At 63.7% G+C, this 23,051-nt stretch carries 21 protein-coding genes; 8 read left to right on the plus strand and 13 right to left on the minus strand.

Annotation, left to right across the window (positions count from 1 at the left end; translation table 11 throughout):
• Window positions 1-92 precede the first annotated feature (92 nt).
• On the plus strand, window positions 93-719 hold the full coding sequence (locus AC3WOG_RS26680) for a LysE family translocator (RefSeq protein WP_492580862.1): 627 nt from the start codon (window positions 93-95) through the stop codon (window positions 717-719).
• Between the two features lie 68 nt (window positions 720-787).
• Here the strand turns inward: AC3WOG_RS26680 and AC3WOG_RS26685 are convergent, their stop codons facing one another.
• Window positions 788-1,156 (minus strand): hypothetical protein, encoded by a 369-nt coding sequence (locus AC3WOG_RS26685; RefSeq protein WP_492580863.1) that lies wholly within the window; start codon window positions 1,154-1,156, stop codon window positions 788-790.
• A 356-nt stretch (window positions 1,157-1,512) separates the two neighbouring features.
• Between AC3WOG_RS26685 and AC3WOG_RS26690 the strand changes: the two genes are divergently transcribed.
• Window positions 1,513-2,154, plus strand: a complete 642-nt coding sequence (locus tag AC3WOG_RS26690; protein WP_492580864.1) for a 2-hydroxychromene-2-carboxylate isomerase — start codon at window positions 1,513-1,515, stop codon at window positions 2,152-2,154.
• A 35-nt stretch (window positions 2,155-2,189) separates the two neighbouring features.
• On the opposite strand, the gene AC3WOG_RS26695 is transcribed toward AC3WOG_RS26690, so the two are convergent.
• The gene (locus AC3WOG_RS26695; RefSeq protein ID WP_492580865.1) at window positions 2,190-2,843 is read right to left on the minus strand and encodes a TetR/AcrR family transcriptional regulator; all 654 of its coding nucleotides are present in this window, start codon (window positions 2,841-2,843) and stop codon (window positions 2,190-2,192) included.
• A gap of 91 nt (window positions 2,844-2,934) precedes the next feature.
• Between AC3WOG_RS26695 and AC3WOG_RS26700 the strand changes: the two genes are divergently transcribed.
• On the plus strand, window positions 2,935-3,573 hold the full coding sequence (locus tag AC3WOG_RS26700; protein WP_492580866.1) for a glutathione binding-like protein: 639 nt from the start codon (window positions 2,935-2,937) through the stop codon (window positions 3,571-3,573).
• A gap of 16 nt (window positions 3,574-3,589) precedes the next feature.
• Here AC3WOG_RS26700 and AC3WOG_RS26705 read toward each other — a convergent pair whose 3' ends face one another.
• Complete coding sequence (locus AC3WOG_RS26705) at window positions 3,590-3,847, minus strand: DUF2866 domain-containing protein (protein WP_341316191.1); 258 nt, start codon at window positions 3,845-3,847, stop codon at window positions 3,590-3,592.
• 310 nt (window positions 3,848-4,157) lie between these two features.
• On the opposite strand from AC3WOG_RS26705, the gene AC3WOG_RS26710 reads away from it, so the two are divergent.
• A complete protein-coding gene (locus tag AC3WOG_RS26710; RefSeq protein ID WP_492580867.1) occupies window positions 4,158-5,273 on the plus strand; it encodes a GGDEF domain-containing protein in 1,116 nt (371 codons plus the stop codon).
• A gap of 101 nt (window positions 5,274-5,374) precedes the next feature.
• On the opposite strand, the gene AC3WOG_RS26715 is transcribed toward AC3WOG_RS26710, so the two are convergent.
• From AC3WOG_RS26715 to AC3WOG_RS26730, 4 genes are all read right to left on the minus strand, one after another.
• Window positions 5,375-6,103 (minus strand): catalase, encoded by a 729-nt coding sequence (locus tag AC3WOG_RS26715; protein ID WP_492580868.1) that lies wholly within the window; start codon window positions 6,101-6,103, stop codon window positions 5,375-5,377.
• A gap of 9 nt (window positions 6,104-6,112) precedes the next feature.
• Window positions 6,113-7,909: a peptidoglycan D,D-transpeptidase FtsI family protein gene (locus AC3WOG_RS26720; RefSeq protein ID WP_492580869.1), complete on the minus strand. Its 1,797-nt coding sequence runs from the start codon at window positions 7,907-7,909 to the stop codon at window positions 6,113-6,115.
• Window positions 7,910-8,029: 120 nt separating this feature from the next.
• A complete protein-coding gene (locus tag AC3WOG_RS26725) occupies window positions 8,030-8,653 on the minus strand; it encodes a trimeric intracellular cation channel family protein (protein WP_492580870.1) in 624 nt (207 codons plus the stop codon).
• Between the two features lie 368 nt (window positions 8,654-9,021).
• Window positions 9,022-10,563 carry a methyl-accepting chemotaxis protein gene (locus tag AC3WOG_RS26730; RefSeq protein WP_492580871.1) on the minus strand — a complete coding sequence of 514 codons (1,542 nt, stop codon included), beginning with the start codon at window positions 10,561-10,563 and terminating at the stop codon, window positions 9,022-9,024.
• A gap of 1,202 nt (window positions 10,564-11,765) precedes the next feature.
• Here AC3WOG_RS26730 and AC3WOG_RS26735 point away from each other — a divergent pair.
• From AC3WOG_RS26735 to AC3WOG_RS26750, 4 genes are read left to right on the plus strand one after another with little or no spacing between them, the layout of a single operon-like run.
• Window positions 11,766-12,104: a hypothetical protein gene (locus AC3WOG_RS26735; protein ID WP_492580872.1), complete on the plus strand. Its 339-nt coding sequence runs from the start codon at window positions 11,766-11,768 to the stop codon at window positions 12,102-12,104.
• The gene (aepX, locus tag AC3WOG_RS26740) at window positions 12,091-13,824 is read left to right on the plus strand and encodes a phosphoenolpyruvate mutase (RefSeq protein WP_492580873.1); all 1,734 of its coding nucleotides are present in this window, start codon (window positions 12,091-12,093) and stop codon (window positions 13,822-13,824) included. The genes AC3WOG_RS26735 and aepX overlap by 14 nt, the downstream gene beginning before the upstream one ends.
• Window positions 13,821-14,996 (plus strand): phosphonopyruvate decarboxylase, encoded by a 1,176-nt coding sequence (gene aepY, locus AC3WOG_RS26745; RefSeq protein WP_492580874.1) that lies wholly within the window; start codon window positions 13,821-13,823, stop codon window positions 14,994-14,996. Before aepX ends, aepY begins: the two co-directional genes overlap by 4 nt.
• A complete protein-coding gene (locus AC3WOG_RS26750) occupies window positions 14,996-16,063 on the plus strand; it encodes a 2-aminoethylphosphonate aminotransferase (RefSeq protein WP_492580875.1) in 1,068 nt (355 codons plus the stop codon). Before aepY ends, AC3WOG_RS26750 begins: the two co-directional genes overlap by 1 nt.
• Window positions 16,064-16,106: 43 nt before the next feature.
• Here AC3WOG_RS26750 and AC3WOG_RS26755 read toward each other — a convergent pair whose 3' ends face one another.
• From AC3WOG_RS26755 to AC3WOG_RS26780, 6 genes are all read right to left on the minus strand, one after another.
• Window positions 16,107-16,259 (minus strand): hypothetical protein, encoded by a 153-nt coding sequence (locus AC3WOG_RS26755; RefSeq protein WP_341316182.1) that lies wholly within the window; start codon window positions 16,257-16,259, stop codon window positions 16,107-16,109.
• Between the two features lie 113 nt (window positions 16,260-16,372).
• The gene (locus AC3WOG_RS26760) at window positions 16,373-17,077 is read right to left on the minus strand and encodes a PIG-L deacetylase family protein (protein WP_492580876.1); all 705 of its coding nucleotides are present in this window, start codon (window positions 17,075-17,077) and stop codon (window positions 16,373-16,375) included.
• Window positions 17,078-17,500: 423 nt separating this feature from the next.
• Entirely contained in the window at window positions 17,501-19,036 is a 1,536-nt protein-coding gene (locus tag AC3WOG_RS26765) for a UdgX family uracil-DNA binding protein (RefSeq protein ID WP_492580877.1), read from the minus strand.
• Between the two features lie 111 nt (window positions 19,037-19,147).
• Window positions 19,148-19,735, minus strand: coding sequence for a nucleotidyltransferase family protein (locus AC3WOG_RS26770; protein ID WP_492580878.1), 588 nt, complete (start codon window positions 19,733-19,735; stop codon window positions 19,148-19,150).
• 95 nt (window positions 19,736-19,830) lie between these two features.
• A complete protein-coding gene (locus AC3WOG_RS26775; protein ID WP_492580879.1) occupies window positions 19,831-22,053 on the minus strand; it encodes a xanthine dehydrogenase family protein molybdopterin-binding subunit in 2,223 nt (740 codons plus the stop codon).
• Window positions 22,050-23,051 carry an FAD binding domain-containing protein gene (locus AC3WOG_RS26780; RefSeq protein WP_492580880.1) on the minus strand — a complete coding sequence of 334 codons (1,002 nt, stop codon included), beginning with the start codon at window positions 23,049-23,051 and terminating at the stop codon, window positions 22,050-22,052. Before AC3WOG_RS26780 ends, AC3WOG_RS26775 begins: the two co-directional genes overlap by 4 nt.

Consider the following 23,051-nt stretch of genomic DNA (forward strand, 5'->3'; position numbering starts at 1 on the left):
AACTTCGTGTGTTCGTCTACAATCGTTGGCTGAACGCGCGTCCAATTGTCATCTGAAGTCCTCTGAAGACAGCGCGTCACCAAGGAGACGACATGCTTGATCTTTCAACACTAGGGACGTTCGTTGCCGTCGTACTAGGGCTGTTTCTGATTCCCGGTCCAGCCGTACTGCTGGTTTTGACGCGCACCGTGCATGGCGGTCGAAAGGCGGGCATTCTCACCGGCCTTGGCGTTGCGGTTGGCGATTTCATTCATACGCTAGGCGCATCGGTCGGACTGTCGGCGTTGCTGATGACTTCCGCACTCGCCTTCAATGCCGTCAAATTCGTCGGCGCCGCGTACCTCGTCTATCTGGGCATTCGTGCATTGCGCGAAAAGCAGGCGAGCACGCATATGCCGGCAGTCGCGCCCGTGTCGGCTTCCAAAGCCTTTTTTCAGGCGATTCCCGCTGAAGTGTTGAACCCCAAGACGGCGTTGTTTTTCCTCGCGTTCCTGCCGCAGTTCGTCCATCCCGAGCATGGTTCTTCATTCCTGCAGTTCGCGACGCTCGGACTGATCTTCGTTGGCATGAGCGCGCTTTATACAACGCTTATCGTGTTGACCATTCGTCCGTTGGGCAAGCTCGTCAAACGCCTGACGTGGCTTAGCCGCTGGCAGAACAGGATCATCGGCGTGCTGTTCATTTCGCTCGGGCTGCGCGTAGCGACGCAAACGCGCTGACTCTGTCGTTCTGACTCAGCCGCGCGCCAGCCCGTTTTACGTGGCCGGCGAGCGCCGCCACGCCGCGGCTAGATGTTTCGGCGCTGCCGTCTCAAGCGGCCTTCTCGCGCGTACTCCATCTGGCCTTGCGTGCGGACGGCCAGCCGCTCCTGTTCGGCACGGCTCATCTGCCGCGTATCGTCGATGTCGCCGGCGCGCAGCACTTCCTGTGCGATCCGTATGCGCAGCGTCATCAGCGGTTCGCCGCGTTCGACCAATGCGCGATCCGTTGCGCGCGCCTGCTGGACGCCGGCGTCGATCAGGTTGCGCAACTCCAGCAGCGTGAGTCGCTGGCGCTGGATCTCGAGAATCAGCCGCTGGACGGCCTGCTCGTCGCGGGTGCGCCACCAGGCGCGCAGTTCGGCGAGCGTCGGCGGGTCGAAAGGGGGAAGGCGCATTAGTCAGACGAAAAGTACTGTATATATGTACAGTATATCCCGTCTTTTTACGGAAACGCGTACGCGGCGTTCGAGCGCTTGCAATCCCTCGGGACGGGCGGAGCGCGATAGAGGTTCAGGAAAGCGCGAGCATGATCGTCGTGGAGATGACGATGATGAAAAGACACGTGGCAATCAGGACGTCATACGGATAGCTCATGGCGCAACCATAAACGTGGTGAGCGGATGGGCCATCATAGGCAGAACAATTTCCTGCGACTGTTAAGTATTGCAAAAAACGCATTGCAATACTTAATGAAGAGCATCCCGAACTATTGAACGCGATATCGCGCTGCGCAGGAATCAGAGAGGCGAAAATGAATGACGCTGTGTTGTCTTCCGTGAATGCCGGTGCGCCCGAAATCGAGTTCTGGTTCGACTTCGGCAGCAATTACAGCTATTTGAGCGTCATGCGTATCGAAGCGCAGGCCGCGCAGCGAGGCGTATCGGTTCGCTGGCGTCCCTTTTTGCTGGGACCGATCTTCCGCGCCCTCGGTTTCGACAACTCGCCGTTCGTGTTGCACAAGGAGAAGGGCGCCTACGTGTGGAAAGACATGGAACGGCAGTGCCGCAAATACGGCCTCGCATGGACGCGCCCGACGACTTTCCCACGTACCGCGTTGCTGGCGACGCGCGTGGCGCTGCTTGGCGCTGATCAGCGCTGGATCGCCGCGTACTGCCGCAACATCATGCAACTGAATTTCGTACTCGACCGCGATATAGCCTCAATCGACGTGGTGAGCGAGGTGCTCGGCGAATTGGGCTTGCCCGCGCAGCAGATCATCGCCGACGCGCAAAGCGACGCCAACAAATTGCGCTTGCGCGAACAGACGGCAGCGGCCGCGGCCAAAGGCATCTTCGGCGCGCCGACATTCTTTGCCGGCAATGAAATGTTTTGGGGCAGCGATCGTCTGGACGACGCATTGGCGTATTTTGATTCGACCACAACGCCTGGTTAATTTCTAACGCATCCGTTTTTCGCCGGGCGCCACCCTTACCCGGCGCGCCTCTTCGCTGCGGCTTTGTTTGCCGGCGCAGGCGATTCTCCCGCGCCGCCGCATATCAGCGCCACACCGGCGACGGCTGTCGCTCGCAGCGACGCGCGCGAATCGCCCGCGCGGGCGCGCAGCGCGAGGCTGTGCAGAATCGCTGACGCGATCTTCGCGAGCAGCGCAGGTTCGGCATCCGCTTGCAGTTCGCCTTGGACCTGTGCCAGCTTGAAGCGCTTCTCGAAGGTCTTGTCGTAGGTCCGCAGTCCTTCGGCAAGTGCGGCGCGTACCTCGGCGTCATCCACCGCTTCGACCGCGGCCGTGCCGATCATGAAGCAGCCGAGCTGATCGCTGCCCGCCGGCAAATACCACGCGAGCGCGCCGTCATAAACGCGCAGCAGTGCTTGCGGTAATGGCAGATCTTCGCCGAGTGCCTGAACCATCGCGAGCCGGCCGGCCTCGATATAGCGCTCGAGCGTCGTCAGATATAACGCGTGTTTGTCGCCGAATGCGCCGTACAGGCTCGGCCGGTTCATGCCGGTCGCGGCGCTCAATTGATCCAGAGAGGTGCCCGCATAGCCGCTGCGCCAGAACACGTCTCTCGCGTCGGCGAGCGCCTGGTCGGAATCATAGGCACGGGGGCGTCCACGTGGACGCACTGCTTTTTTTGTACTGGTCGGCATAAAAATTATGGCAAAAGTGATTTATATGCAATATAGTACAAAAACACTAACCACAGGGAGTCGACTCATGGATCTGTACTTCTCTCCGCTTGCGTGTTCGATGGCTACCCGGATCTCGTTGTATGAGACAGGGGCGCAGGCCGGATACATTCAGGTCGATACGAAATCGAAGCGGCTGTCCGACGGTTCTGACTTCTATCCGATCAGCCCGCTCGGGCAGGTGCCGGTGTTGCGTACCGATGAAGGCTGGCTGTTGAGCGAAAATACGGCGATCCTGCCGTACGTCGCCGACCGTTTTCCGGCCGCGCGGCTCGCGCCGGCCGTGGGCACGCCGCAGCGCGCGCGGTTGCAACAATGGCTGGGTTTTATCAGTACGGAATTGCACAAGGCGGTGTTCGTTCCGCTGCTCGATGAGCACGCGCCAGAGGATGTGAAGCGCTATGCGCGCGACAAGGCCGCATTGCGGCTAGGTGTCCTGCAGAATCATTTCGCGCAAAACGAGTACCTGCTCGACGCTTTCAGCGTGGGCGACGCCTATCTGGTCACCGTGCTGAACTGGGCGTCGTACGGCGGCATCGATCTGTCGCAATGGCCGGCGGTCGCTGATTACTACAAGCGATTGATGCAACGGCCGAGCGTCGCGAAAGCGGTGGCGGAGGAGTTCGCGCTGTATCGCGAAGAACTGGCCAAACGCGCGAAAAACTGAGTGGCTGAGTGCGGGGCTACTCGTCGCCTTGCTGGCAAAACCGGCGCCCCGGAATGTGCGACACGACCGCCTGAGCGATTTCAAGTGGCGTGCTTTCCGCGGGCACCACGCGGCGACTCGATTCGGGCGTGTGTTTCATGGTCCATTCGACGAGCCTGTACGAGCGTCCCCAAGGGTGCTGCAATGGGTCCGAGACCTTGCACGAGTGGATCTGACGCACCCAGTCGTTGCCGGGCATGGCGCGCAGATGCTCGAATACCGTGTCTTCAACCATCGTTTGACTCCTTCTTCGCAGGCATGCGATCTTTCGGCGCGTCGGCGACACCCCGGAGAAAAAAACGCCGCCGATGTTTTGGCGGCTCAACAGGGGATGTTGGGTGCCATAGTTACAGGTAAGAATTAAGCCAAACTTAAGATCGCATGTAAAAGCGCCGCGACGCTTCGAATGAAGCGATTGCTGAAACGCCGGGTCCGCCGCGAGGACGTCGGTGGCGATCCTACCCTCAAGAACCGGCTAAATCGGCCGTTATTACAGTGGTTGGGGCCGCTGACCCCGCCTCGCCTCCGGGCGCATCGCTGATAACGTGACAAACCTCGCCCAAACGCCGCTTTCCGATCGCCTGCGCGCGCTCGTCGATACCGTGCAGCACAACGAGCGCACACTGCGCCGCTTCCAGAGCGTCGAATTGCGTTTGATCGGCGCGCAGGATTTCGCGTCGTTTCTCGATACGCTGTTCAGCCATCTGCCGCAAGAATTCTCGCTGGCGAGCGTCACGCTATGGCTCGACGACCGCGCGCCGATGCTGCTCGAACTGCTCGAGCCGAGCGTCCTGGATACCCTTGGCCAGGCTAGTCTGAAAACGTCGCGCGAAGGGGGACTCGCCGCGCAGCGTCTGTGCGGCGCGGGCCAGCCGTGGTTGGGTCAGGTACGCGAACTGGACGAACCCACACGCAGCGCATTCTTCGGCGAAGATGACTTGCCGGCGAGCGCGATCGTGCTGCCGCTTGCCGCCGGCGACACAATCAGCGGCTATCTTGGCCTCGGTAGTGACGACCCCGCACGTTTCGGCGAGGGCATGGCCACGGACATTCTGGAACGCTTTGCCAGCATCGTCACGGCAAGTCTCGACAATGTCGCGCATCGCGAACGTCTCAAGCAACTCGGCATGACCGATGCGCTGACCGGCCTCGCCAATCGCCGTTACTTCGACGAGCGGCTGCGCGAGGAGATCGTGCGCGCAGCGCGCTATGCGGTGCCGGTCGCTTGCCTGTTCATCGATATCGACTCCTTCAAGCGTATCAACGACACCTACGGCCACCAGACCGGCGACCGCGCGTTGGCGGCAGTGGCAGCTTGTGTGCGGCAGCAGGTGCGTCTTGGCGATACCGTGGCGCGTTACGGCGGCGAGGAGTTCGCGGCGCTGCTGCAAGGCGATCGAGGCGATGCGCTGACGGTCGCCGAGCGCGTGCGGCTGGCGGTCGAAAAACTGGATCTGCAGGACGACCACGGCGAGCGGATCGCGTTGGCCGTGTCGATAGGCGTGGCGGCGCGTACGATCAGCGGCGCGCCGGCGGATGCGGCCACGCTTGGCCGGGCGATGATGGATGAAGCCGATCGCGCGATGTACCAGGCCAAACGCAATGGCCGCAATCGCGTCGAGGCGATTGCGAAACCGGCCAGCGATAACGTGCAACGTTAATAGCTTCCAGGGCGGCACGGGACGAGTGGCTGGTCAGGCATGCCCCGCGCCTTCAACCGGTTGCGTGCGCAACCGGCAGGGCGCGTTGAAAAGCGAGGTGCTTAAGACCGGGCCGTTTCCGAAGCGGGCCCCGCTTTGCCGAGCGCTTTCTTCACGCCTTCGGCGTAACTCGGGTCGACCTTTTCGAACAGCGCCAATTGCCGCTCGACGATATCTTTCGGCACGCCCGCCATTGCTTCAGCGATGTTCCGGAAGAAGCGCTCGCGCTGGGCTGCATCGAACAACTTGTACAGCGCGCGCGGATGGCTGTAGTAGTCGTCGTCCTCGCGATGGTTGTAGCGCTCGATCGCGCCTTCCACTGCCAGCGGCGGCTCGTTGACCGACGGGTCCTGCGGAAAAGCCCCAAAACAATTCGGCTCATAGTTCGGCGTACTGCCGAGATTGCCGTCCGCGCGCATCGCGCCGTCGCGGTGGTAGGTGTTCAGGCTCGCGGTACGCGGCGCATTCACCGGAATCTGATGGTGATTCACGCCGAGCCGGTAGCGATGCGTGTCGCCGTACGAGAACAACCGGCCTTGCAACAGACGATCCGGCGAGAAGCCGATGCCCGGCACGATGTTGGCCGGCGTGAAAGCCGCTTGCTCGCCGTCCGCGAAATAGCCTTTTGCATGCACGCGGCGTTCGGGAATGACTTCGCGGTCGAAATGCGCGAGTTTTTCGATCAGCCAGAAGTCCTGCAGCGTGATCGGGCCGCGCGGGCCGACGGTTTCCGAGTTCTGGTTATCGCCGACCGGCGCACCTGCCGCGGTCGTCAAAGTGCGATTCGTCATGGCTGTTCCTTAGCTTGCTTGCGGGGGGAATGCATCGATCGCTCTCGTGGCATCCGGCGGCACGCCCAACAACTGCAACGCGCCGCCCGTCACCGCGCCGAACACCGGCCCGGCCACGGTCCCGCCGTAGAACGCCTTGCCGGCCGGATCGTCGATCATCACCGCGACGATCAGGCGTGGGTCGCTCATCGGGGCCATGCCGACAAACAATGCACGGTAGCGGTTTTTCGCGTAGCTCGCGCCGACCTGTTTGCGTGCCGTGCCGGTTTTGCCGCCGATCCGGTAGCCTTCCACCGCCGCGGCGCGTCCCGTGCCGCCGGGGCCGGTGGCCATTTCCAGCATCGAGCGGATCGCGCGCGCGGTGGCGGGCGTCGTGACCGTCTGGCCCTTGCGCGCGGTCACCGGCGCATCGGCCGCCGCGCTACCGGCGGTGGCACTGCTTGCGGTGCTCGCCGGATCCCGCAACAGACTCACGTGATGCATGGTGCCGTCGCCGGCGTATGCCGTGTAGACCTGGGCAATCTGCAGCAGCGACGTCGACAGGCCGTAGCCATACGCCATGGTCGCCTGTTCGATCGGACGCCAGCGTTTGTACGGGCGCACCTTGCCCGACGCGACGCCCGGAAAGGTCAGATCGGGTCTGAGCCCGAGCCCGTATTCCTGATACTTGGTCCAGATCGTTTCGGCGGGTAGATTCAGCGCGAGCTTGGCGAGCGCGATGTTGCTCGACTTCTGCACCGCTTCGGCGACGGTCATCGCGCCGTGATTCGACGTGTCGTGAATTACCGCCGGGCCGATCCTGTACCAGCCCGGCGCCGTATCGATGATGCTTTGCGGCCGCACCTTGCCCTGATCGATCGACAGCGCGACCACCACCGGCTTGATCGTCGAGCCGGGCTCGAAGGTGTCGACCACCGCGCGATTGCGCAGTTGCCGCCCGGTCAGCCGGGCGCGGTCGTTCGGATCGAAGCTCGGATAATTGGCCAGCGCCAGGATCTCGCCATTACGGGCATCGAGCACGACCACGCTGCCGGCTTCGGCGTGGTGTTTGGCGATCGCCGCTTTCAGCTGCGCATACGCGAGCTGTTGAATCCGCCGGTCGATTGTCAACTGGATGGTTTCGCCGTGCTGCGCGGGCACCAGCGGCCCGGTCTCGGAGACGACCCGGCCCAAACGGTCGCGGATCACTTCGCGCTGGCCGGGCACGCCGAGCAACTGCTCATTGGCGGCGAGTTCGACGCCTTCCTGGCCGTTGTCCTCGATATCCGTGAAGCCGACCACGTGGGCCGCCGATTCGCCCTCCGGATAAAAGCGCTTCGAATCGGCGATTTGCGTGATGCCGGCGAGCCCCAGTTTGCCGACGTGAGCCGCGGTGTCCGCGTCCACCTGGCGTTTGAGCAGCACGAAGGTCTTGTCGGCGGTGAGCCGCCGGCGCAACTCCGCCAGCGGCAAGTCGAGCAGCTTCGAGAGCGGCGGGAAGGCAGCTTCGTCGAGCAGCTTAGGCGTGGCCCAGATTTCGTAGGTCGCGAGGCTCACAGCAAGCATCGAGCCATTGCGATCGACGATCCGCCCGCGTGTCGCATCGAGTTCGATGGTGCGCTGATAGCGCTTTTGCCCCTGATCGACGTAGAAGTCCTGATTCACCACCTGCACCCAGAACGCGCGGGCCGCCAGTGACGCGAAGGCGCCGAACACCAGCAGGACGACGAGTTTCGAGCGCCACATCGGCAGGCGCGCGCTCAGCAAATGGTTCTTCGCGACGGGCGCGTACGGATCGTGCGACTGCGATTTCTTCTTCTGGATCATGGGGGCGGATACGAACAGCGGTGCGCCGCGAGGCAAACCGGCAAAGCCGGCGGCCCGTAACGCGTGACTGTCGAGCGTGCTCCTTGAGCGAAAGCCGCACGCGTGTGGCGTGCAGCGGGATTAGCCGGTACCGCCCGAATCGGCGGTGGTGAATACCTTGAGTTGCCAACGAAACCGCACCGCCAGCATGCGTACCGCGACACCGCCCGCCAGCACGATGACCGAGGCCGGCTCCGGCGCCACGTCGCAGGCTTGCAAAGCCACGTACAGCGCACCCGCGCCGAGCGCGATGCTGGCGTACAGTTCCTTGCGCAACACGAGCGGCACCTGATTGCACAGCACATCGCGCAGCATGCCGCCGCATACGCCGGTGATCGCGCCGGCCAGCACGACGATCGCCGGGCTCACGTCCACCGTCGCCGCGACGTCGCAGCCGATGATCGTGAAGGCGATCAGGCCGATCGCGTCGACCGTGACGAACAGTCGTTGCCAGTTGCGCAGCCACCTCGCGCCTGCCGCGGCGATCGTTGTCGCCCCGATTGTAATCAGAACGTAATCTGGATGCGAGACCCATGCAAGCGGATAGCGGCCGAGCAACACATCGCGCACCGTGCCACCGCCGAGCGCGGTGACGGTGCCGACGAGACACAGGCCGAAGCGATCCATACCGCGGCGCATGCCCATCAGCGCGCCGGACATGGCTTCGGCGACGATTGCGAGCAGGTAAAGGAGGTGTAGCAACATGACGGCGAGCCTTGATGGGACGGCGCTCGGGATGCTCCCCGGCGGAGCTTGCCGCGAGACGCGCGTTTGAAAGCGGCCATTATCGGAAGCGGCGGGTTCCGATGAAAATGCCTTAAGCCGAATTCGGCAATGCCAAATTCGGCTTAACCTGGTTGCGGTCCCGGGTGTGATAAGCGTGGTGCGCGTTTGCTGAAAAGCGGGCACCGTATGTGGAGCGGACAAGAAAAAAAGCCGCGCGGTTTGAAGAATCCGCGCGGCTGGTTCGTTCGATTAATGCGTCGATTCCGACGCGGCGTGTTAAGAGGCGCTCTCTGCCTGTTGAGCGCCTTCTTTTTTTGTGTGCTGCGCCGCGCTCTGGAGACCGGGCCTCAAGCAGGCAGAGCGAAACTCGAAATCGCCTCGCGCAGCACGCCCACCTGATCTTTCAGCGAATGGGCCGCGGCGGCGGCCTGCTCGACGAGCGCCGCATTCTGCTGCGTGACCTGATCCATTTCGCCGACCGCGCGATTGACCTGCTCGATGCCCGCGCTTTGTTCGCGCGATGCGTTGCTGATCTCCTCGAGGATTTCATTGACGCGGCGCACCGATTGCACGATCTCGCTCATTGTCGAACCGGCGTTGGCGACCAGCGCGGCGCCCGCTTCGACGGTACCGGTAGACGTTTCGATCAACGCCTTGATTTCCTTGGCGGCCGTGGCCGAGCGTTGTGCGAGGCTGCGCACTTCCGCGGCGACGACGGCGAAGCCGCGCCCCTGTTCGCCCGCGCGGGCCGCTTCGACGGCAGCGTTGAGCGCGAGGATGTTGGTCTGGAACGCGATGCCGTCGATCACGCCGATGATGTCGCCGATCTGCCGCGAGCTGCTGGTGATTTCGCCCATCGTGCGGACCACGTCGTCGACCACGCGGCTGCCGCGTGTGGCCACATCCGCGGCTTGACCGGCGAGTTGCGCTGCTTGCTGCGCGCTGTCCGCGTTCTGCTTCACGTTGACCGTCATCTGATCCATGCTCGATGCGGTTTCGACGAGCGCCGCTGCCTGTTCTTCGGTGCGTTGCGAGAGATCCGTGTTGCCGGCGGCGATTTCGGTCGCGCCGATATTGATGTTTTCGGTGCCCTGGCGCACGCGCGAAACCGTATCGACGAGACCGGCCTGCATGGTGTGGAGTGCGTGCAGCAGACTGCCGGTGTCTTCCTGTCGAACCGGCACGCGCGTGGCGAGGTTGCCGCGCGCCATGAGTTGGGCTGCCTCGACGGCCACTTCCAGGTCGCCGCCGAGCGTGCGGCGGATGCTGCGCAGGACCAGCAGCATGACGGCCGTGGCGATCACGCCGAGCGTCACGGTAATGACGAGCCAGCGCAGCAGACTGGCGTAGAAGGCGCGCTGCACGTCGTCCATGTACATGCCGGTGACGAGATACCAGTCCCACGGCGCGAAGTGGAGTGCGTAGCTGGTCTTCGCGACGGGCTGGTCGCTGCCGGGCTTCGCCCACATATAGTCGACGAAGCCGCCGCCGTCGCGATTGCCTGCGTTGACGATGTCGACGAACAGATGGTTGCCAGCTGGGTCGGCGAACTGCGCCATGTTTTTGCCGACCAGTTCCTTCTTGATCGGATGCATCAGCATGACGGGCTGCGAGTCGTTGATGGAGATGTAGCCGTCTTTGCCGTAGCGCATGGCGGCTAGCGTTTCCAGCGCCTGTTTTTTGGCTTCTTCTTCGGTGATCGTGTGTTGTTGCGCGAGCGTGTAATAGCGGTTGACGATGTGGTTCGCCTGGTCGATCAGCGAGGTGAGTTGATCGCGGCGATCGGCAATCATGGAGGCGCGGTTTTGCCATGCGCCGAAGCCGCCGATCAGGATCAGGCCGATCCAGAGGACGGCGATCATTGAGGCTAGTTTTTTGTTCAGAGTCATAGCAATGGGGGTTTGCTTTCGCAAGTGGTCGGTCGGGTTTGGTCGCTTGCAGCGAGTGGCTTGTCGCTGACTGTGTTTACGGCTTGGTGTTGGGTGCTCCGCAGGGAGGGGAAACCCGTTGTTTTATTTTTTCATTTGTCTGTTTATTGGTTTTTTTTGCCTTTGGCGGCGGCATTGGTCTGTGCGTCTGCGGCGGTGGCCTTTTCCTGGGTTTTTGCCTGCTCGGCGCTTTGGTTGTGTGCCTACGGCGTTGCCTTTCCTTGATTTGTTAGTGGTCTATTAGCGTCGCCCCTGTGCGGGGCGGGCACTTACTTTCTTTGCCGCCGCAAAGAAAGTAAGCAAAGAAAGCGGCTTTACACCGCTAACTTTGAAGCGGGTCCCCTGGCTTGGAGGAGGTAGTGGAGCATCTGGAATCGGTGTTCCCGCACATTCCGCCCTGGTGACAAGGCCGTCATACTTCCGGCGGCGCTGCGCGCGCCGTGGCGGTACTTCAAAAAACCGTCGGGTGCTTCCGGCGCTTGCGGTTGTTCAAGCGTAACGGCTTGCCTTTGCTGCGCTGGCGTAACTCGCGGCCGCGTTTCGTTCAGCGGAGTGGCCCGCACTTCGACAACTGCATTTCGTTCGGCGAGTGGCCTGCAATTCCACAATTGCATTTCGTTCGGCGAGTGGCCTGCAATTCCACAACTGCTTCTTGTTCGGCGAAGTGGCTCGTACTTTCGCAATTCAGCGCCTCGCCGAGGCGAAGCCGATGGCTCCCACCAAACCAAAACGAAGTCACGGGTTTCCCTTGCAGACCGTTCCGGCGAGCACGCAGTGCGACGCGGGAAGAATGATGCCGGAAGCGCATACGTCCCCATTGGTTTTGAGCGGTACCGCTGCGGCGCGCGCAGCGCCGCCGGAAGAATGACGGCCTTGTCACTCACGCCGAGTGTGCGAGGGCACAGATTCCAGATGCTCCACTGCCTCCTCCAAGCCAGGGGACCCGCTTAAGAGCTGGCGGTGTAAAGCCGCTTTCTTTTGCCTACTTTTCTTTGCGGCAGGCAAAGAAAAGTAGGTGCTCCCCCGCACAGGGGGAACGCTAATAAACCGATAACAAAGCAAGGAAAGGCCAACGCCGCAGGCACAACAACCAAAGCGCCGAGCAGGCAATCAGCACAGTGGAAAACGCTAACAAACCGATATAAAAATTAATGCAGGGGGGAATGAAACCAGATATTAAAAACCTCAAAACCACCAAAATCGCCAAAGGCAAAAAGACAAAACAAAAACCCATCAACCCAATCCCATCAAGGCGAAGCCTCATAAAACCACAAGACGCCAACCAAATCCAAAACCAGAAAAAATCAAACCCCCATTGCATGGGAAATGCAAAAAACAACACATTTTTCCACTTAACCACAACAACAGAAAACCCGAATACCAGCAAAAAGACGCATAAAAACGATTTCAGCTATAGTCGCCATTTTCCAAAGCCGCCAGCCGGGCAAAAAAACACCAATAGCCCGTCACAAGGAGCAAAGCAAAAACATGAACGCCCGTGAACCTGCATTCATCACCGCCTCCCGCAGCGCGCGCCTGCGCCAAATGCTCATTAGCAATGAACTCGAATTCATGATGGAGGCCCACAACGGTCTCTCCGCCCGCATCGTCCGCGAAGCAGGCTTCAAAGCAATCTGGGGTTCGGGCCTCGCAATTTCCGCGCAATACGGCGTGCGCGACAACAACGAAGCCAGCTGGACGCAAGTCGTCGATACCCTCGAATTCATGGCTGATGCCAGCGATCTGCCGATCCTCCTCGATGGCGATACCGGCTACGGTAACTTCAACAACGTGCGCCGCCTCGTGCGCAAACTCGAACAACGCGGCATCGCCGGCGTCTGCATCGAAGACAAGCAATTCCCGAAAACCAATAGCTTCATCAATGGCGAACGCCAGCCGCTCGCCGATATGGATGAGTTCTGCGGCAAAATCAAAGCCGGTAAAGACTCGCAGTCCGATGAGCACTTCTCGATCGTCGCCCGCGTCGAAGCGCTCATCGCCGGCTGGGGCATGGACGAAGCGCTGCGTCGCGCGGAAGCCTATCGGCAAGCAGGCGCCGACGCGATCCTGATTCACAGCAAGCTCTCGCGGCCGGACGAAATCCTCGAGTTCGCGCGCGAATGGGCCGGCCGCGGGCCGCTCGTGATCGTGCCGACCAAGTACTACAGCACCCCCACCGAAGTGTTCCGCGAAGCCGGCATCAGCACAGTCATCTGGGCGAATCATCTGATCCGCGCGGCTACCTCGGCGATGCAAGCGGTTGCCAAAGAAATTCACAGCAGCGAAACGCTCGTCAACGTCGAAGACAGCATCGCGGAAGTCAACGAAATCTTCCGTCTGCAAGATGCAGACGAATACTCGGAAGCCGAAGACCGCTATCTGTCGGGTGGACGCGCGGCAAGCGCGGCAGTCGTACTGGCGGCAAGCCGCGGCGCGGGCCTCGAAGCGGTCACCGAAGATCGTCCGAAAGTCATGCTGCCGATCGCGGGCAAGCCGCTCCTGCGCTGGCTCGTCGATGCGTTCAAGAAGCAGGGCGTCAACGACATCACGGTGGTCGGCGGTTATCGCGCCGATGCAATCGATACGGCCGGCGTCAAGCTGGTCGTCAACGAACGTCACGCGCAAACCGGCGAACTCGCGTCGCTCGCCTGCGCCGTCGACAAGCTCGCGGGCGACACGGTCATCTCGTACGGCGATCTGCTGTTCCGCAGCTACATCCTGCGCGATCTGGTCGAGAGCGAAGCGGCATTCAGCGTGGTGGTCGATTCGTCGCTGACCGACGCGGAAAACGCCAGCGTGCGCGACTTCGCGTGGTGCTCGGCAGCCGACGACCGTGGTCTGTTCGGCAACAAGGTCGTGCTGCGTCACGTATCGAGCGGGCAAGCGGCTGCGTCGGCGATCGCTGCGCAAACGCCGCATGGCCGCTGGGTCGGTCTGCTGAATGTGCGCGGTGAAGGCCGCGAGCGTCTGCAAGCGGTACTCGCCACGCTGCAGGCACGTCCGGATTTCGATTCGCTCGACATGCCCGCGCTGCTGAACGCGCTGATCGAAACAGGCGAATCGATCGACGTGCAATACGTGCACGGCCACTGGCGCGGTGTGAACGACCTGGAAGACTTCCGTCGCGCCGGCGATTTTGCCCATGCGCAAGCGCCGTTCGCGACAGCCGTCGACAGCAATGCCAGCAACGCCAAGGGCGCAGCCGGCGGAGCAGCGCAATGATCGAAGCCGCACAATTCGTCGAGGCGGCGCGCGAACGCGGCTTCGACTGGTACGCAGGCGTGCCGTGTTCGTATCTCACGCCGTTCATCAACTACGTGTTGCAGGATGATTCGCTGCACTACGTGTCCGCGGCCAATGAAGGCGACGCGGTCGCGTTGATCGCGGGCGTCACGCTTGGCGCGCAAAACGGCCGGCGCGGCATCACGATGATGCAGAACTCCGGGCTCGGCAACGCAGTGAGCCCGTTGACCTCGCTGACGTGGACATTCCGCTTGCCGCAATTGCTGATCGTCACGTGGCGCGGCCAGCCGGGCGTCGCCGACGAACCGCAACATGCGCTGATGGGCCCGGTCACGCCCGCCATGCTCGATACGATGGACATTCCGTGGGAAACCTTCCCCACCGAAGCCGACGCGATCGGCCCGGCGCTGGATCGCGCAATCGCTCACATGGATGAAACCGGCCGTCCGTATGCGCTCGTGATGCAGAAGGGCAGTGTCGCGCCATATGAACTGAAAGAGAGCCATGCAGGCGCGCGCCGCGTGCCGGCTGCACCGCGTTCGCGGTTCAGGAACGTGGCGGCGCATGAATTGGCGTCACGTCACGACGCGTTGAAGAAAGTCATCGCATACACACCGCTCGAATCCACGGTGGTGCTGGCGTCGACGGGCTTTTGCGGCCGCGAACTTTACGCAATCGACGATCGTCCGAACCAGTTGTATATGGTCGGCTCGATGGGTTGCGTGACGCCGTTTGCGTTGGGCCTCGCCCTGGCGCGCCCCGACCTGCACGTCGTCGCGCTCGACGGCGACGGCGCCGCGCTGATGCGCATGGGCGCGTTCGCGACGCTCGGCGCATACGGTCCGGCGAATCTCACGCACGTGCTGCTCGACAACGGTGTGCACGACTCGACCGGCGGTCAGGCGACGGTGTCGTCGCACGTGTCGTTTGCCGGTGTCGCCGCGGCATGTGGTTACGCATCGGCGGTCGAAAGCGACAGCCTGAACGTGATCGACGCGCTGTTCGAAGCGCCGCCGCTCGACGGTCCGCGCTTTGCGCGTCTGGCGATCCGCCGCGGCACACCGGATGGTCTGCCGCGTCCCACTATCACCCCGCCCGATGTGAAGACGCGTCTGATGCGCCACATCGGCGCTGCTCAAGGAGTGCGCTAATGCTGCTGCTCAATCCCGGCCCGGTGACGCTCACCGAACGCGTCCGCAACAGCCTGCTGCAAACGGATCTGTGCCATCGCGAAAGCGAGTTTTTCGATTTGCAGGAAGAAGCGCGCACGCGCCTGGTCGAGCTCTATGGGCTTGACGCCGAAGCGTGGCAAGCGGTGCTGATGACCGGCTCCGGCACCGCGGCCGTGGAAAGCATGACCGCCGCGCTGGTGCCGCAGAACGGCAAGCTGCTGGTGATCGAAAACGGCGTGTACGGCGAGCGCATTTCGCAAATCGCCACCCAGTACGGTATTGCACACGAGTCGCTGAAACACGACTGGATGCGGGCGCCGGATCTTGCGAAGATTGCTGAACACCTCGACGCGGACAAAGCGTTCACGCACGTCGCCGTGATTCATCATGAAACGACGACCGGCCGCCTGAACGATCTGCAAGCGCTCGGCGCGCTGTGCCGCGAGCGTGGTCTGCGCCTGCTGGTGGACGGCGTCAGCAGCTTCGGCGCGGAAGCGATCGATTTCGCGGACACCAGTCTCGACGCCGTCGCGGCAACCGCGAATAAGTGCCTGCATGGCGTGCCGGGCGCGTCGTTCGTGCTGGTGCGGCGCGCTGCGCTCGCGCAAGCGGCGAGCCGCACGTATTATCTGGACCTCGGGCGTCTGGCGCGTTTGCAGGATCAGCGCAACACGCCGTTCACGCCGTCGGTCCACGCGTACTACGCACTGGTCGAAGCATTGCGCGAAATCGCCGACGAAGGCGGCTGGCGCGCGCGTCATGCGCGTTACGCCGCGCTCGCCGAGCAGGCGCGCGCGGGTCTGGCGGAGCGGGGCATCGGCAGTGCGTTGCCGCCGGCGCAATCGTCGGTGGTGCTGCGGGCGTATCGCTTGCCGGACGGCGTGTCGTATCCGCAACTGCACGACGCATTGAAGGCGCGCGGTTTCGTCATCTATGCCGGCCAGGGCGGCCTGTCGGCCGAACTGTTCCGCATTTCGACAATGGGCAACATCCACGCCGCCGATATCGACCGCCTGCTGCAAGGCTTCACCGAACTCACTCGCTGATGTCCGCGTCGTCGCTCGTGACGGTATTCATGAACGCCCGGTCTCACACCGGATCCTTGTCCGGCGGCCCCTCCGGCCGCTGCGGCTCTTCGTTGTGATGGCCGGGCGACGGCGGCACCAGCGGATCGCCTTCCGGGTCGCGGGTCGGATCGGCGTGCGGATCGGGAATCGGACTGGTATGCATGTCGTAGCTCATTGCATCACCTTGTAGCGAAGAAGTGGACCGGTACGGCCGGCGGCGGCTGAGTACACGCCTGGGCACGCCTGCCTTTCTCTTCAAGCGTAGGCGATTCAACACGCTCCGGGCGCTTACTTTTTCGCGCGACGGCCCACGCTGAGTTGCCAGTAACGTTCGGGGGCGAAAACGTCGTCGTAATGTCCCGCGCCGAAAGCGCGCAGCTGGCTTTCGTACGCGTTGACCGCTTCGCGTTTGAGCAGCGCCTGGCGCGCCAGATCGATCGTGTGACGCGCGCTCGGGTGGGCCGGCGTCGCAACGATGCCGCGCCGCGCCAGATCGGCGAACCGCGCCTGCACGACGCCGGGCGTGCGCCGGTGAATCGCTTCCTCGTAACCGAACCACGTGAGATGCGACAAGCGCGGCAGGATTTCGCAGCAGGCTTCGAACACCCGTTCGTGGTCGGCGTGATCCAGGCCGAGCGGCATCAGCAGCGTGTTGGCGGTCGAGCGGTAAATGGTTTCTTCGAGTGCCGCCGCCAACGTGACGATCGACGGCGTGTCGAGGTACTGGCCTTCGCGAAACGGCATGCGCAGCGGAATCGCGTCGAGCACCTCGAGCGCGCGGTTGTCCTCGAGCGTGCGCGCGTGGACTGCCTGATAAGCGTCCTTGAACCCCGACTTTTCATCCCATTCGGTATGCATCTGGTGCTCGGGCGGGGCGGCGAATACCGTGCAGACCGCGGCATCGGGATGCGCGGCGAGCAGCGCGCCGCAACTGAACACGGCGTCGTCGAAATGGGGGGACACGATGAAAAGGCGCGGGCTGGTTTCGCTCATGGATCGTATGGTGGTGTGGGATACGCGCAGGCCGCATTCGCCGCTCGTTCGCCGCTCATTTGCTGTCTACGTGTTGCGCTCGGGATCGCGGCGTCACATCAGCTTAGGCGGAATCGGCGCGGCTTGCGTGACAGTCTTCGCACGCGCAAGCGGCATGCCCGGCCGGGGCGATCCGGCACGTGCCCGGCACCTGGCTAGTACTTGCCTCCCGCAGATGCTCACCGTTGCGGTTTTGGCGTCTCCCGTACTTCCTCACCTTCAAACAGCATGCTGCGTTCGGCAAATTGTTGCCCGGGGCGCAACGCTGTCTGGTCCGCATTGGGTCCGTATTTGGTCGTTAGCGCGGTTTGAAGCAGCTTTTACACTGCTCGCAAGGTTGGCGGGCGGGCATTCGGCGCGCATGCTGGCGCGGGGCGGCGCTGCTCAGCCCTCCACCAGCTTCGCCGCGCGGCTGAACGCCGTCACGATCGTCGCCTCGATGTCGTTGCGTAAGCGGGTGTCGGCGGTTCGCAGCGCATACGACGGATGGTAGGTCGGCACGATCAGGCGCCCGTCGTGGGCGATCGTCTGACCGAGGTATTCGGACAGATTGACGTGCGCGCCGGTCAGCGCTTTCAGCGCGGTCGGGCCGAGCGTGACGACGACGCGCGGCGCGATCCGCGTGAGTTCTTCTTCGAGCCAGTACTGGCAAGCTTCGACCTCGCGCCGCGCGGGCGTGCGGTGGACGCGCTGCTGGTCAAGCAATTCCCATTTGTAATGCTTGACGGCATAGGTCAGATACAGCGCCGCGCGCCCGACGCCCGCGCGCGCGAGCACGGCATCCAGCAACTGGCCGGCCGGTCCGGTGAAGGGCTCGCCTTGCCGGTCTTCGTGCTCGCCGGGTTGTTCGCCGACCACCATGATCGCCGCATGTGCCGGCCCGGCGCCCGCGACCGCGTGCGTCGCGTTGCGCCATAACGCGCACCGTCTGCAGGTGGCAAGCGGCCCGGTAGGCTCGCGAAACGGTGGCGTCAGCGCCGAATACTCGACCGGCGGCGCATCCGGCACGGTGACAGGGGCGCTTTGTGCGCCAAGCCGGCTGCGCGCGCGCGCGAGGTGCGCAGGCAATGGCGGGCCGGCGGGCGGCGTTCTCCAGTAGCGCAGCGGCACGGAAGATGGCGCCGCATTGAAGGCGCAGGCGTAATACGCGAGCCAGAGCGCTTCAGTGGGCTCGCTGGTGATGGCTTCGCCGGTCATGGCGCTCGCGCCTGACGCCTGAGCGGCCTCAGTGGCCTCAGTGGCATAAGCGGCTTCGTCAGGAAGCGGTTGGTCGATGCGCAGCAGCATCCCGTTCCAGAATGCCGCGCCGCGCGGGGTGGTCAGCGTCCACGTGGAATCGCCCGTGCGGGGTGCGAATCGCGCGGCGGCGCGCTCCAGCAGGTCATGATGCGGTTCGTACCAGCCGACGAATTCAGGCGGGCCCATCGAGGGATCGCGCCGTCTGAATAGCGTAAGGGCGAGCAGATCGTCCGTTTCGCGCTCGATGGCCTGGATGCGTTGATCGAGCAGCGCGCCGTCGGCGTCATCGGGATCGAGGACATTGCGCTCGCCGTGCGTCCAACGCCACAGGACGCGATACAACAGCGCCCAGCGGTCCGGCGCCCGAAAGCAGCCAGCCGTTTTCAGCCGGGCGAGCAGTTCGCGGGGAATCGTGGGGACGGCAAAGGCGGTGGCAGTGGTGGCGGTGCCCGAAGCGTTTGATGTGCCTGAAGTACCGGAAGCGGCCTCAGTGCCGCCCGCCGCCGAAGAGCGCATATCTTGCCGGGCCGCGCCACTGCCACTATTGCCGTTTTCGCCGTGGGCCGCCGCACCGTCGGACTCGATCCACTCGATCTGTCCTGGTTCGACACCTTGCCGCAGCAGCGCTCGCGCGGCGCGCCGCCATGCGGCAAAAGACGGTTCGATCGGAATGCGTTGCATGCGGACGCGCCAATCCATGTGGCTAAAATACTGTATGGATGTACAGTATGTGCCTAAACACGGACCCGGATCAAGCGTGCCGGCCTGGAATCCGCTCCGATCGCGCCAGCGCTAGACATTGCGCAAATCTTCTGGCGTATCCACATCGCGCAGAATCCCGGCGTCGTCGACATTCAGCCGCATCAGATGCTGCGAAGTCAGCAGCGAGCGTGCGCCGGTGTCGCCGTCGAGCGTCAACAGTGCGTCGCGGTGCTTGATGCCGAAGCCGACCGGATGGCCGCGCTGTCCCTGGTAAAACGGCGCGACCAGCGAAGCGCCGCCATCGAGCGCGTGCGCCACGGCTTCGATCGTCGTGACGGCGATACGCGGCATGTCGGCGAGCGCGACGATCCAGCCCTCGGCATCCTCGCTGGCCTCGATGCCGGCGGCGAGGCTCGCGCCCATGCCGCGCGCCGCGTCGGCGGTAAACACCACGTCGCAACCGGCGTCGTTCAGTAAGCGCGCGAGTGCGTCCGAGCCCGGCCGTACCACGGCCAGCACCCGCGTGACGACCCGCAGCAGCCGATGTGCGGCTTCGTGGGCGACCGGCGTGCCGTCGGGCATGCGCGCAAGCAGTTTGTTGTGCAGGCCGTCCGGATCGAAGCGCGACCCGAAGCCGGCGGCGAGCAGCACGCCGGTGGCGAGCGAGGCATAGGCCATGGGCGGGCACCGGTAGAAGGGATGAGGACGATTGTGCGATGCAACGCAGTTGCAGGCAAGCGCCAATGCATGCACCCGTGCATACGTCCGCCGCCTCACACCCGCACCGTGCCCATCACCTTATCGAGCGTCAGCGGCAGATCGCGCACGCGCACACCGGTCGCGTGATAGACCGCATTTGCGATCGCCGCCGGCACGCCGGTGATGCCGATCTCGCCGATCCCGCGTACGCCGAGCGAGTTGATATGCGGATCGGGCTGATCGAGGAAGGTGATATCGAGCGAGCCGATATCGGCATTCACCGGCACGTGATACTCAGCGAGATTCGCGTTGGTGAAGCGCCCATAGCGCACATCGAGCGAGGTCTCTTCCTGCAACGCCGCGCCCACGCCCCACACGATGCCGCCCATCAGCTGACTGCGCGCGGTCTTCTGATTCAGCACGCGCCCCACGTCATATACGCCGACCACGCGCGGCACGCGGATCGTGCCGAGGTCCGCATCGACATGCACTTCGACGAACACCGCGCCGAACGAGTGGAGCGAGTACTTCTGCTTCTCGTCGCCCGGTTTGACAGTCGCGGTGGCTTCGATCGGCTTGCCTCCGGCGCGCGCGATGATCGCTGCCGCCGGATCGCGCCGCGCCGGTTGCGCGCGGCTCATGACCCAGCCGTTTTCTACCATGATGTCGTCGGGCGCGATGCCGTGCACAGGCGACGCGGTATCGGCGAGCGCCAGCGCGATCAGCTGATTGCGCGCCTGGGTCGCGGCATCGTGTACCGCTGGCGAGACGCTCGCGGCCGATTGCGAGCCGCCCGACCCCGGTGCTCTAGGCAGCGACGAATCGCCGAGCGCGAAGTGGATGTTTTCCGGCGCGAAGCCGAGCGCATCGGCGGCGACCTGGGTCAGCACCGTGTACGTGCCGGTGCCGAGGTCCTGCGTGCCGGAAGCGACCATCGCGGTGCCGTCCGGCAGAATCCGCGCGATGGCCGAGGCTTCGCCGCGATTGGCCGGATAGGTCGCGCTCGCCATGCCCATGCCGATCAGCGTATTGCCGGAGCGCATCGAACGCGGTGCGGGCGTACGCCGCGACCAGCCGAATTTCTCGGCGCCGAGCCGATAGCACTCGCGCAAGGCCTTGCTCGACCACGGCTTGTTTTCCTGCGGATCGGCATCGGCGTAGTTCTTCATACGCAGCGCGAGCGGGTCCATCTTCAACGCGACCGCGAGTTCGTCCATCGCCGATTCGAGCGCGAACGAACCGGTCGTTTCGCCGGGCGCGCGCATGTAGGTCGGCGTGCCCACATTGAGCGGCACGAGCCGGTGCGTGGTCACCTGATTCGGCACCGCGTACAGCATGCGCGTGACCATACAGCAGGTCTCGGTCCAGTCTTCGATCGTCGACGTGTTCGAGATGCTGTCGTGGCGTATCGCGGTCAAGGTGCCGTCGCGGCGTGCCGCGAGCACTAAATGCTGCTCGGTACACGGACGTCCGCCGACCGGGCCGAACATCTGCGGCCGCTCCAATACGAGCCGCACCGGACGTCCGGTCTGTTTCGCCGCCATCGCGCACAACGACACGTGCGACCACGACGAGCCCTTGCAACCAAAACCGCCGCCTACGAACGGCGAAATCACGCGCACGTCGCCGGGTGACATGCCGAGCGTCCTGGCGACCACCGTCGCGGTGCCGCTGACGGCTTGTGTCGAGTCGTAGAGCGTCAGTTGCGGGCCGTCCCAGCGCGCCATCGTCGCGTGCGGCTCCATCGGATTGTGGTGCTCCATGGGCGTCGTGTAGGTGGCGTCGATGTGCACCGCGCTGCTGCGCATGCCGTCCTCGAAGCTGCCGCGTTGCGTGTCGGTTTGCCGGCCTTGCGGTCTATCCGGTGCGTGTCCGTTCGGCTTGGCCTGCGCGAAATCGAGCGTCGCGGCCGTGCCTTGATAGGTGATGCGCAGTTGGCGGGCCGCGTCGGTTGCATGTTCCAGCGTATCGGCGACCACCACCGCGACCGGTTCGTTGTTGTAGTGAACCTGGTTGTCCTGCAACAGCGACAACCGGCGGCCGCCCGGCGGCGTCAACGCGGCCGGGCCGCCGTTCGGCAGGCGCGGCGCGTTCTGATACGTCATCACCAGCAGCACGCCGGGCAGCGCTTGCGCGCGGTTCGCATCGATCGACGTGATGGTGCCGCGCGCGATCGTGCTGGTGACGAGTACCGCATGCGCAAGCCGCGCTTCGGGAAACTCGGCGGCATAGCGCGCCTGGCCGGTGACTTTCAGCAGACCGTCGGTGCGGTCCAGCGGTTGACCGATCAGATTCATCCGACACCTCCTGCGCGGCCCGCGGCCTGATTGACGGCGCGTACGATCGCGCGTTGCGCGAGCTGCGCCTTGAAGCGGTTGTCGTGCTGCGGCCTTGCATCGCGTAACGCGGCGGCGGCGGCGTTTTGCAACGTTGCCTGCGTGAGCGGCCGGCCCTCGAGCATCTGCTCCGCGACGCTCGCGCGCCACGGTTTATGGGCGACGCCGCCTAACGCGATGCGCGCGGTCTTCACGCGCTCGCCGTCGAGTTGCAAGGCGGCGGCGACCGACACCAACGCGAATGCGTAACTGGCGCGGTCACGCACTTTCAGATAGTGGGAATGCGCGCTGAACAGCGGGGGCGGCAGATCGACGGCGGTAATCAGTTCACCGGGCTGCAACGTGGTATCGACGTCCGGCCGATTGCCCGGCAAGCGATGAAATTCCGCGAACGGAATCGTCCGCTCGCCGCTGGGGCTGCTCACGCGCACGACGGCATCGAGCGCGGCCAGCGCCACGCTCATGTCCGACGGGTTGACGGCGATGCACTGCCCACTCGCGCCGAGAATCGCGTGAGTGCGATTGTGGCCCTCGAGCGCCGCGCAGCCGCTGCCGGGCAGGCGCTTGTTGCATTGCGTGAAAGCCGTGTCGTAAAAGTAACCGCAACGGGTGCGCTGCAACAGATTGCCGCCCACGGTCGCCATATTGCGCAGTTGCGACGACGCGCCTGACAAAAATGCTTGCGACAACAACGGGTATTGCTCGCGCACCAGCGCGTGATTGGCCGCATCGCTATTGCGCACCAGCGCGCCGATGCGCACGCCGCCGCCGGGCAGCGTGGTCACCGTATCGAGCCCGTCGATGTGCGTGATATCGATCAGCCGCATCGGCCGCGCTACGCCGCCCTTCATTAGATCGAGCAGATTGGTGCCGCCGCCGATGAACACGGCGCCGGGTTGCTGCGCGGCGCGCAGCGCGCCGGCAACATCGCCGGCGCGTTCGTAAGAGATCGCATCCAT

This window comes from Paraburkholderia sp. FW306-02-B (assembly GCF_058782725.1).

What these genes read in the sequence shown, in the direction of transcription:
- AC3WOG_RS26685 (WP_492580863.1), bottom strand. Translation starts at nt 1,156, where the DNA reads ATGCGCCTTCCCCCTTTCGACCCGCCGACGCTCGCCGAACTGCGCGCC.
- AC3WOG_RS26750 (WP_492580875.1), top strand. Translation starts at nt 14,996, where the DNA reads ATGCTGCTGCTCAATCCCGGCCCGGTGACGCTCACCGAACGCGTCCGC.
- AC3WOG_RS26715 (WP_492580868.1), bottom strand. Translation starts at nt 6,103, where the DNA reads ATGACGAATCGCACTTTGACGACCGCGGCAGGTGCGCCGGTCGGCGAT.
- AC3WOG_RS26760 (WP_492580876.1), bottom strand. Translation starts at nt 17,077, where the DNA reads ATGAGCGAAACCAGCCCGCGCCTTTTCATCGTGTCCCCCCATTTCGAC.
- AC3WOG_RS26770 (WP_492580878.1), bottom strand. Translation starts at nt 19,735, where the DNA reads ATGGCCTATGCCTCGCTCGCCACCGGCGTGCTGCTCGCCGCCGGCTTC.
- AC3WOG_RS26680 (WP_492580862.1), top strand. Translation starts at nt 93, where the DNA reads ATGCTTGATCTTTCAACACTAGGGACGTTCGTTGCCGTCGTACTAGGG.
- AC3WOG_RS26690 (WP_492580864.1), top strand. Translation starts at nt 1,513, where the DNA reads ATGAATGACGCTGTGTTGTCTTCCGTGAATGCCGGTGCGCCCGAAATC.
- AC3WOG_RS26700 (WP_492580866.1), top strand. Translation starts at nt 2,935, where the DNA reads ATGGATCTGTACTTCTCTCCGCTTGCGTGTTCGATGGCTACCCGGATC.
- AC3WOG_RS26730 (WP_492580871.1), bottom strand. Translation starts at nt 10,563, where the DNA reads ATGACTCTGAACAAAAAACTAGCCTCAATGATCGCCGTCCTCTGGATC.
- aepX (WP_492580873.1), top strand. Translation starts at nt 12,091, where the DNA reads ATGAACGCCCGTGAACCTGCATTCATCACCGCCTCCCGCAGCGCGCGC.
- AC3WOG_RS26735 (WP_492580872.1), top strand. Translation starts at nt 11,766, where the DNA reads ATGAAACCAGATATTAAAAACCTCAAAACCACCAAAATCGCCAAAGGC.
- AC3WOG_RS26705 (WP_341316191.1), bottom strand. Translation starts at nt 3,847, where the DNA reads ATGGTTGAAGACACGGTATTCGAGCATCTGCGCGCCATGCCCGGCAAC.
- AC3WOG_RS26720 (WP_492580869.1), bottom strand. Translation starts at nt 7,909, where the DNA reads ATGATCCAGAAGAAGAAATCGCAGTCGCACGATCCGTACGCGCCCGTC.
- AC3WOG_RS26725 (WP_492580870.1), bottom strand. Translation starts at nt 8,653, where the DNA reads ATGTTGCTACACCTCCTTTACCTGCTCGCAATCGTCGCCGAAGCCATG.
- AC3WOG_RS26765 (WP_492580877.1), bottom strand. Translation starts at nt 19,036, where the DNA reads ATGCAACGCATTCCGATCGAACCGTCTTTTGCCGCATGGCGGCGCGCC.
- aepY (WP_492580874.1), top strand. Translation starts at nt 13,821, where the DNA reads ATGATCGAAGCCGCACAATTCGTCGAGGCGGCGCGCGAACGCGGCTTC.
- AC3WOG_RS26775 (WP_492580879.1), bottom strand. Translation starts at nt 22,053, where the DNA reads ATGAATCTGATCGGTCAACCGCTGGACCGCACCGACGGTCTGCTGAAA.
- AC3WOG_RS26780 (WP_492580880.1), bottom strand. Translation starts at nt 23,051, where the DNA reads ATGGATGCGATCTCTTACGAACGCGCCGGCGATGTTGCCGGCGCGCTG.
- AC3WOG_RS26755 (WP_341316182.1), bottom strand. Translation starts at nt 16,259, where the DNA reads ATGAGCTACGACATGCATACCAGTCCGATTCCCGATCCGCACGCCGAT.